The 8,020-nt window shown below is 45.4% G+C and carries 7 protein-coding genes; 6 read left to right on the top strand and 1 reads right to left on the bottom strand.

Going from position 1 to position 8,020, the window contains the following annotated elements:
* The 4 genes from A3761_RS03665 to A3761_RS03650 all read left to right on the top strand — a co-directional run.
* On the top strand, positions 1 to 631 hold a 631-nt coding region (locus tag A3761_RS03665; RefSeq protein WP_231881147.1), incomplete at its 5' end, for a hypothetical protein.
* A 12-nt stretch (positions 632 to 643) separates the two neighbouring features.
* On the top strand, positions 644 to 1,327 hold the full coding sequence (locus A3761_RS03660; RefSeq protein ID WP_068516584.1) for an alpha/beta fold hydrolase: 684 nt from the start codon (positions 644 to 646) through the stop codon (positions 1,325 to 1,327).
* Between the two features lie 204 nt (positions 1,328 to 1,531).
* Complete coding sequence (locus tag A3761_RS03655) at positions 1,532 to 2,122, top strand: transglutaminase family protein (RefSeq protein WP_068552973.1); 591 nt, start codon at positions 1,532 to 1,534, stop codon at positions 2,120 to 2,122.
* On the top strand, positions 2,115 to 2,327 hold the full coding sequence (locus tag A3761_RS03650; RefSeq protein ID WP_156490258.1) for a hypothetical protein: 213 nt from the start codon (positions 2,115 to 2,117) through the stop codon (positions 2,325 to 2,327). The genes A3761_RS03655 and A3761_RS03650 overlap by 8 nt, the downstream gene beginning before the upstream one ends.
* Positions 2,328 to 2,337: 10 nt before the next feature.
* Here A3761_RS03650 and A3761_RS03645 read toward each other — a convergent pair whose 3' ends face one another.
* The gene (locus A3761_RS03645) at positions 2,338 to 5,850 is read right to left on the bottom strand and encodes a PAS domain-containing hybrid sensor histidine kinase/response regulator (RefSeq protein ID WP_068552974.1); all 3,513 of its coding nucleotides are present in this window, start codon (positions 5,848 to 5,850) and stop codon (positions 2,338 to 2,340) included.
* 315 nt (positions 5,851 to 6,165) lie between these two features.
* On the opposite strand from A3761_RS03645, the gene A3761_RS03640 reads away from it, so the two are divergent.
* Positions 6,166 to 6,429: a DUF4212 domain-containing protein gene (locus A3761_RS03640; RefSeq protein ID WP_068516597.1), complete on the top strand. Its 264-nt coding sequence runs from the start codon at positions 6,166 to 6,168 to the stop codon at positions 6,427 to 6,429.
* 9 nt (positions 6,430 to 6,438) lie between these two features.
* Positions 6,439 to 8,020: sodium:solute symporter family protein (locus A3761_RS03635; RefSeq protein ID WP_068749834.1), on the top strand; the 1,582-nt coding region annotated here is incomplete at its 3' end.

The following is an 8,020-nucleotide window of genomic DNA, read 5'->3' as shown; positions in this document are numbered from 1 at the left end:
GGTGTTAAATCTGGCCTGTTTTAATATTAATACCCTTAATATTAAACAAAGTAAATTGATTGGCTCAGAGCCGGAGAATGCAGGGTATTTGAATGATACGGATCAGTTTGATGATGGCTATGAAGATATTAAACAGCTAGAAGGTGAGGTCGTAGAGTTTGCTTATCGTGTGCAGAAAGGGCGCGTTGAAACAGATCAATCTGAGCGTATTGAGCAGATATTGGAAGCAATTCGAAATGCCACCTATGCCGCCAAGGAGGTTAAAGATATTCGTCATGATCTAAGCTATCTCAGACAGTCTGATAACCTCTTTATTTATAATACCTATCAACAAATTATTGCTCAGGTAGAGGCTTTTTATTCCGGGGTGAGTAACTTATTTAACCATCGCAATGAGGTGGTTTTGTTAGAAATGTACACGGAGCTTAAACGTAATACTGATGAGCATAAACAAGTCGTAACCCAAGCGATATATTCCGATAGTCAGGAACACAAATTGACGGAGCAGGATCTATCAACCATGTTGAATACAGTGGGTGAGGTGAGCTTATCGCAAACTTTGTTACTAAGAGCGATGCAAAGCTATTTGTTCTCGGAAGCCTCTAGTCGTAACTTGGCATCGGCTGTTTAGAAAGGTGAGTCTATGAAGCTGGTTTTTATACATGGCTCGGGTATGAATAGTGTGGTTTGGGAGCAGCAGCTTGTGCATTTCAGCCACTCGGAAGCGGTTGATTTACCGGGACATCCTAATGGCCCAAAGCTTAAAACTATGGAAGACTATGTACAGTCTGTTGGCACTTATCTCGATACGCTAGACGATGTCATACTGGTCGGGCACTCCTTAGGTAGTGCCGTGGTACTGGCTTTGGCAGCGCAAGGGCACCGCTCGCTCAAAGGGATGGTTCTAATCGGTGCAGGTGCTCGTTTAAAAGTTCTGCCAACTTTATTAGATAAACTTACTGACCTGTTCGCTAAAGGGGACGACAGGATTCCCGAGTCTGTGCTGGCAATGAATCATAGAATTGATGAGCCGCTACGCAGTAAAATTAATGCCGCAATGCAGGAAAATGGAGCAGGTGTTTTACTAAGAGACTTGCAAGCATGCAATGGCTTTGATCTGATGAACGAGCTAGCGAGTATCGACTTGCCTAGCTTAATCATAGTGGGTGATCAGGATATTATGACCCCGCCCAAATACGCTGACTACCTCAAGAAGGCTTTAGCTAATGCAAGTCTGGCTCTTATACCGGGTGGCAGTCATATGGTATTTGCCGAGCAAGCAGATGAGGTGAATGCCAGAATAGATAGCTTCATCAATACACTCTAATCATACCCGTAAACAGAGGGTTTCACCCCTCGCTAGAATCTGCCACCGTGCTAAACCGCTAGCGAGGCTCGGAGGCCTCTGCCTACGAATAATAGAAATTGCTACCTCATAGAATATTACCATTTTGCGGTTTGCTTCCTTTTGCAGGGTGTAGCTGATGTTATAGAATTCTCCGCTCAGAAGAGAATAATAGGTAGTCACGAAATGGAAGCTTATCTGCAGGCTTGCCCCTATATCGATTGGCAGCACGAAGCCGTGCAACGTCAGGCAAGTTTGTTAGCGCAAGGAAGGCAAAATTGCTACGTAATCGCCCAAAGGTGTTTTGAGTTTGTGCGTGATGAAATAAAACACAGTTGGGATTACCGATTGAATCCGGTAACGGTTTCAGCTTCTCAGGTGCTTGAACACGGAACAGGTTTTTGTTACGCAAAAAGCCACTTATTGGCTGCTTTACTTAGAGCGAATCAAATTCCGACTGCGATATGCTATCAACGTGTACGTCTCGATGACACCCCTAGCTTTTGTTTGCATGCACTAAACGCTGTGCACCTGCCTGACTATGGTTGGTACCGTATCGATGCACGTGGGAATACCCCTGAAATCGACGCTCAATTCACGCCTCCAGTTGAAAAACTGGCAATTGAGCGATATGGTTTGGGAGAGTTTTTTCTCGAAGGGCTCTATGAAGCGCCCTTATCATCTGTGACCAAGCTACTTGAGAGCTGTGAAACGATAGAGCAAGTAGCTCAGCGTTTAAGTGAAACTGATACTTTGGGCCATCAAAGCAATGAATAAAATGCCATTCTCTCTTCAGGTGACTATATTTCTTGTCACATTCTCGCTATTAGCTATTTATATGGTTGGCGGCTTAGAAACCGAAGATGGTAAAACTCTCTTGGTGATCGTACTTATTGGTGGCTTGATCTCCACACTCCGAGCAGCCTACCTAAGAAATAAGCAAATTAAGAAAGCGATAGCGCGTCAAAAAGAGCTGTCTTGAGCTTAACTCATCAGCTTTGCTTTTTTCGTCGCACTAACTGGCTCAATAAGGCTCTAAGCTTCGCGGGTTTAAGCGGTTTGCTTAAAAAGTTGAAGCCTTGCCCTTTCGCTATACTCGCCAACTCTGGTTCGGAGGCGGCTGAAATGATGCAGACGGGAACGTCTTGCCCCCATATCTCTAATAGCTCATTCGCTAATTTGATACCGTTTGAATACTTGTCTTCGCCTTCATCATGCGTCAGCTGGTAGTCCATGAGTAGCACGTCAGGTACAAAGTGTTTGGTACTATCATCGAGAATACTTTCGGCACTGTTGTAAGACAGCATCTTGCAGTTCCATTTGTTGAGCAGTGCTTCGGTAGCTTTAAGGTTTTCCTGTTGGTCATCAACATAAATGACATTTAAACCTTCGATATCGCTTTCATTAGCGATCTCTTGCGGAGCCTCGATGATTTTGGGTAAGTGGCTTTGAGGTAAGGATATAGAGAAACAGCTGCCCTTCCTTAGTTTTGAATCGAGAGAAATGGGGTGTTGAAGTAGTTCTGCTAAACGCTCTGCAACAGCCAGCCCTAGGCCTAAACCGGCAATACTCTTTTGAGTCGGGGCTCGATAGAAGTCTGAAAAAATACGCGCCTGGTCGGTTTCCGCGATGCCTGAGCCAGTATCATAGACGCACACTCTCACGCGTTCACCTTCGCGACGGCAGCCGACCAAGATCTTACCGCTTTCGGTATATTTAACAGCATTAGAAAAGAAGTTTTGCAGGATTCGTCGCAGATATTTTTTATCGGACTCTACCACCAGTGAACTGGGTACGAAATGTAGTTCAACCTCGTCCTTAACCAATACTTTAAATTCATTTACCAGGGGTTGAAGGATATCGTCTAATTTGAATCGGCTGAGTTGTGGCGACAGGGTGCCGGTATCCAGTCGGGCTATTTCGAGTAGTGAGGATATGATACTTTCGGCGCTTAGAATCGCATCCCGAATTTGCACGATAGTGCTCATGTCTCGACGGTCTTCTTTTACATCTAGCAAGGTATTGGCATAGAGCTGAGCGGCGTTGATTGGTTGTAAAATATCATGGCTGGCTAGGGCCAGAAAGCGCGATTTAGTGGTATTCGCTTCTTCTGCCACGGCTTTGGCCTTTAGCAATTGCTCTTCAACTTCTTTTCTCAGTTCAATCTCTTTACGTAAATCCTGATTGATAGATTCAATCTGAGCGGTACGGCTTTGCACGCGTTGCTCCAAGTAAAGATTGTTTTGTTCGAGTTCATCCTGAGCGGCCATAAAGTCGGTGATATCGTCATAAGTGGTGACATAGCCTCCATCGGGAAGAGGGTTGCCCTTTATCTCGATAACGTGGCCGTTATGATGCTTGCGTACAACACGATAAGGCTTTCCTTGCATCAAATGTTTAAGACGTCGTTGAACATGCTCGTCAATGGCCCCAGGCCCCAATAGTCCGCGCTCAGCATTGAAGCGAACCAAGTCAGAAACTGCAATTCCGATTTGCAGCATGCCTTGGGGATAGTTAAACATTTCTTCATAGCGACGATTCCAGGCAATCATATTGAGGTCTCCGTTGACGACGCTAATGCCCGAAGAAATATTATCGAAGGACGCGAATAAAATATCCTGATTGAAACGCAGTGCTCGGGTCGTTTCTTCAAAGATATTAACGACTTCTTCTACCGCCAGCTTCTGACCACTCCTCAGGCTTTCTATCATGGCCTGAGAGGAGGCAACGCCAACAATGCCAGATAAGGATTGTTGGGCTTTTTTGATCAGTCGAGCGTCGGCTGTATTACCGCTGGTATGGTCGTATTCACCAAAGAGTTTGTTAGTGATGCTGCTGCCAACAAACTGTTCCAAAAGTGAGCGCAGGTCGAAGGTGCTAATATCGTCATAATTTTGGTATTCCGAGGCACGTTTTTGGGACTGGTTAGTAAAAGCCAGGGCTTGAATTCGGTCTGATAAAGTTGTTCTGTTTTGACGTGAAACGACGATAGTGGTGAGGATATTGGCGAGTAAGCTTAGAACCACACCTCGACTGAATTCATCGCTAAAGCTTAAACCAAAGAGAAACTCTGGGCGCAACCATTTTACACCCAGAGGGCCTTGCGAAAGTAAATCTTTTGATACCATGCCGGTATCAACCAGTAGCGGCAGCATTAAGGTATAGGCCCAAGTGATCAGTCCTGCTGCCAGCCCGGCATAGATTCCCGTGGCATTACTTCGCGTCCAATATAGCCCAAAAATAATAGCCGGTGCCAGTTGAACAGCTAATGCAAAAGCTGTCAGGCCGATACTGGTCAAGGCTGCATTTTCAGCAAAAACGACCTGATAGAGATAAGCAAAAATAACGACCAGAACCACAGTCAATCGGCGCGCAAAAATAAGCGATTGTGTGTAGTCTTTAAAACGATTCGCCCCTTTTTGACGACGCATAATGATTGGTAGAATAACGTCGTTGCTTAGCATTTGGCTTAAGGTGACGGTTGCCACGATGATCATTGCGGTTGCCGCAGAAAAGCCACCCAGAAAGGCAATTAAAGAAAGTGTTTGCTGCTCTTGAGCCAATGGGATTGAGATGACATAGGTATCTGCCGAGACTTGCCCATCTGCAAACATCAGGTTTCCTGCCTGAGCGATAAAGTAGATACACAAACCGATGAGTGTCAGGTAAATAGGAAAGACATACCTGGCGGTGCGCAAGTGATTTTCTGATTGGCACTCGACAAAGGCTATATGGAACATTCTAGGCAGGCAAAAAATAGCGCACGCCGAAAGAAACATTTCAACAAAAAAGCGCAGGTCAATTGAGTCACTGACCGCGATAGTATTTAAGTCTTGCTTACTTAATTCAATTTGCTCTGGTGAAACGCCGCTCATCCAATAGAGTGCAAAACCCGTGACAAAAAATAAAGCCACTAGTTTGATCAGGGACTCAAAGGCCACAGCACTAACCAAACCTGCATGATAGCCAGAGACATCAAGCTGCCGGGAACCGAACAACAAAGCAAAGCCTATCATGCTGAAGGCGATCAGCAGGGTGACATCCTGATTACCGACCTGATGGGTATCGATGATCAAAGACAAGGTGTCTGAAACTGCTTTTAGCTGTAAAGAAATATACGGTACTGTCGCCAGTAAAATCACCAGGGTCGTGGTCGCAGCAATGCCTTGGCGCTTGCCGTAACGGGAGGCTAAAAAGTCGGCAATACTATGAATATGCTCTTGCCGACAAATTAGAAAAATCTTATTCAAGATTGGCCACCCTAGTGTAAACAGCAGTATCGGGCCAAGCAAAATTGGCAGGAAATCCCAGGTAGAAGTTGAAGCTGTTCCGACTAAACCATAAAAAGTCCAAGATGTGCAGTACACGCCCAAGGCCAAGGCATAGACATAAGGATGGCGAGACCAGGAGTCTTCAGAGAAGCGTGTTTGGTCGCCTTGTCTTGCAACCCAGAATAACAGAGCGGTATAAGCGATGATGGCAGTAAACACTATGCTGGCTGACACGATGACCTCTTCATTTAATTATTATTTCTGGAGTATTCGCTATGTATATACAGCTTGCTGACTATCGGTGAATAAAAACCAGTGCTGTATCGCATTTTTCATATAGTAAGGTCTACTACTTTAGTCGTAACTTAGACCAAAGTCTTGGTCCCTTCTCCTAAATTACTTGCTAGATTGGCCTTGGCTTCTGGAAATAAAAGAAGACCTGGAGGCTGTCGGAGAATTGCGATCGGGTAACGGTTTACCGAAAGATCGTGATTCTCCGACAGTCTACTTTAGCCTTAAATGTAAGGTTCAACTAAGCGGAGATGTGTCATGCAAGAAAATAATAATGAGCAAGCATCTGCGTACTGGCAATACAATATCAAACTCATGCTAAAGCTGTTATGCATTTGGTTTGTCGTATCGTTTGTATGCGGAATCCTACTGGTCGATGTACTGAATCAGATTCAAATTGGCGGCTATAAATTGGGCTTCTGGTTTGCTCAACAGGGCTCGATGTATAGCTTTGTTGTGTTGGTCTTTTATTACGCAAAAAAAATGGCGGCACTTGACCGCGAATTTAACGTAGAAGAATAGGAGGCTGATATGGAACTGCAAACCTTAACTTATATCGTGGTGGGTATTACATTTGCTATGTATATTGGCATAGCCATCTGGGCGCGTGCCGGGTCTACCAAAGAATTCTATGTGGCCGGTGGTGGTGTTCACCCCGTTGCAAATGGAATGGCAACCGCTGCTGACTGGATGTCTGCCGCTTCGTTTATCTCAATGGCGGGTTTAATTGCTTTTTATGGCTATGGCGGTTCGGTCTTCTTAATGGGCTGGACAGGTGGTTATGTATTGCTGGCAATGTGCTTGGCACCTTACCTAAGAAAGTTTGGTAAGTTTACCGTACCAGAGTTTATTGGCGACCGTTTCTACTCTAGAACTGCTCGTATTGTCGCAGTGGTTTGTTTGATCGTAGCTTCGGTAACCTATGTTATCGGCCAGATGAAAGGTATCGGTGTCGCTTTCTCCCGCTTCCTTGAAGTGGATTACGGAACAGGCTTGTTAACCGGTATGTGCATTGTTTTTTTCTACGCCGTCATGGGCGGAATGAAGGGCATTACCTATACGCAGATTGTTCAATATTGCGTATTGATATTTGCTTACACGATTCCGGCTGTCTTTATTTCTTTACACCTAACCGGAAATCCGATTCCACAGCTTGGATTGGGCAGTACTATGGTGGGTAGTGAAACCTTCTTGCTTGATCGACTCGATCAAGTCGTCTCGGAACTCGGTTTTGCTGAATACACCACACAGGCTCGGCTCAGTACCACGAACATGTTTGTTTATACCATGTCTTTGATGATTGGTACGGCGGGCTTGCCTCACGTGATTATACGCTTCTTTACGGTTCCTAAAGTGAAGGATGCGCGAACGTCTGCTGGTTGGGCGCTAGTCTTCATTACCATTCTCTATACGACTGCACCTGCTGTGGCAGCGATGGCACGCTTGAACCTAATGAATACTATTGAACCTGCTAAAGGCGAGCACCTTGTTTATGACGAGCGTCCTGATTGGTTCAAAAAGTGGGAAACAACAGGCTTGTTGAAGTTTGAAGACAAGAATGGGGATGGCAAGGTTCAATACACGTCTAACAAAGAAACAAATGAAATGGTGAAAGTGGATCGTGACATTATGGTTCTTGCTAATCCGGAAATCGCGCAGTTGCCTAATTGGGTTATTGCCTTAGTTGCAGCGGGTGGTTTGGCTGCCGCACTCTCGACCGCTGCAGGCTTATTGCTGGCTATTGCCTCGGCAATATCACATGACTTACTCAAGGGTGTCTTTAGGCCTGACATTTCAGAAAAGAATGAACTCATGGCGAGTAGGGTTGCCATGGCAGGAGCCATTGCCTTTGCAGGCTATCTCGGCTTTAACCCGCCAGACTTTGCCGCGGGTACCGTCGCCTTAGCCTTTGGCTTGGCAGCCTCTTCGATCTTCCCGGTCTTAATGATGGGTATCTTTAGCAAGAAGGTGACCAAGGAAGGTGCAATCGCGGGTATGATTTCCGGGATTGGTGTGACACTGCTTTACGTCTTCCAGCACAAGGGAATCATGTTTGTGGCTAGTACGTCTTTCTTAGGTGATATGCCAGCTAACTGGTTCTTGGGAATTGAGC

This window comes from Oleiphilus sp. HI0123 (assembly GCF_001635315.1).
This window is presented reverse-complemented; position numbering and strand designations above follow the sequence as displayed.

Coding starts and splice junctions, on each gene's coding strand:
- A3761_RS03660 (WP_068516584.1), top strand. CDS start 644: ATGAAGCTGGTTTTTATACATGGCTCGGGTATGAATAGTGTGGTTTGG.
- A3761_RS03655 (WP_068552973.1), top strand. CDS start 1,532: ATGGAAGCTTATCTGCAGGCTTGCCCCTATATCGATTGGCAGCACGAA.
- A3761_RS03650 (WP_156490258.1), top strand. CDS start 2,115: ATGAATAAAATGCCATTCTCTCTTCAGGTGACTATATTTCTTGTCACA.
- A3761_RS03640 (WP_068516597.1), top strand. CDS start 6,166: ATGCAAGAAAATAATAATGAGCAAGCATCTGCGTACTGGCAATACAAT.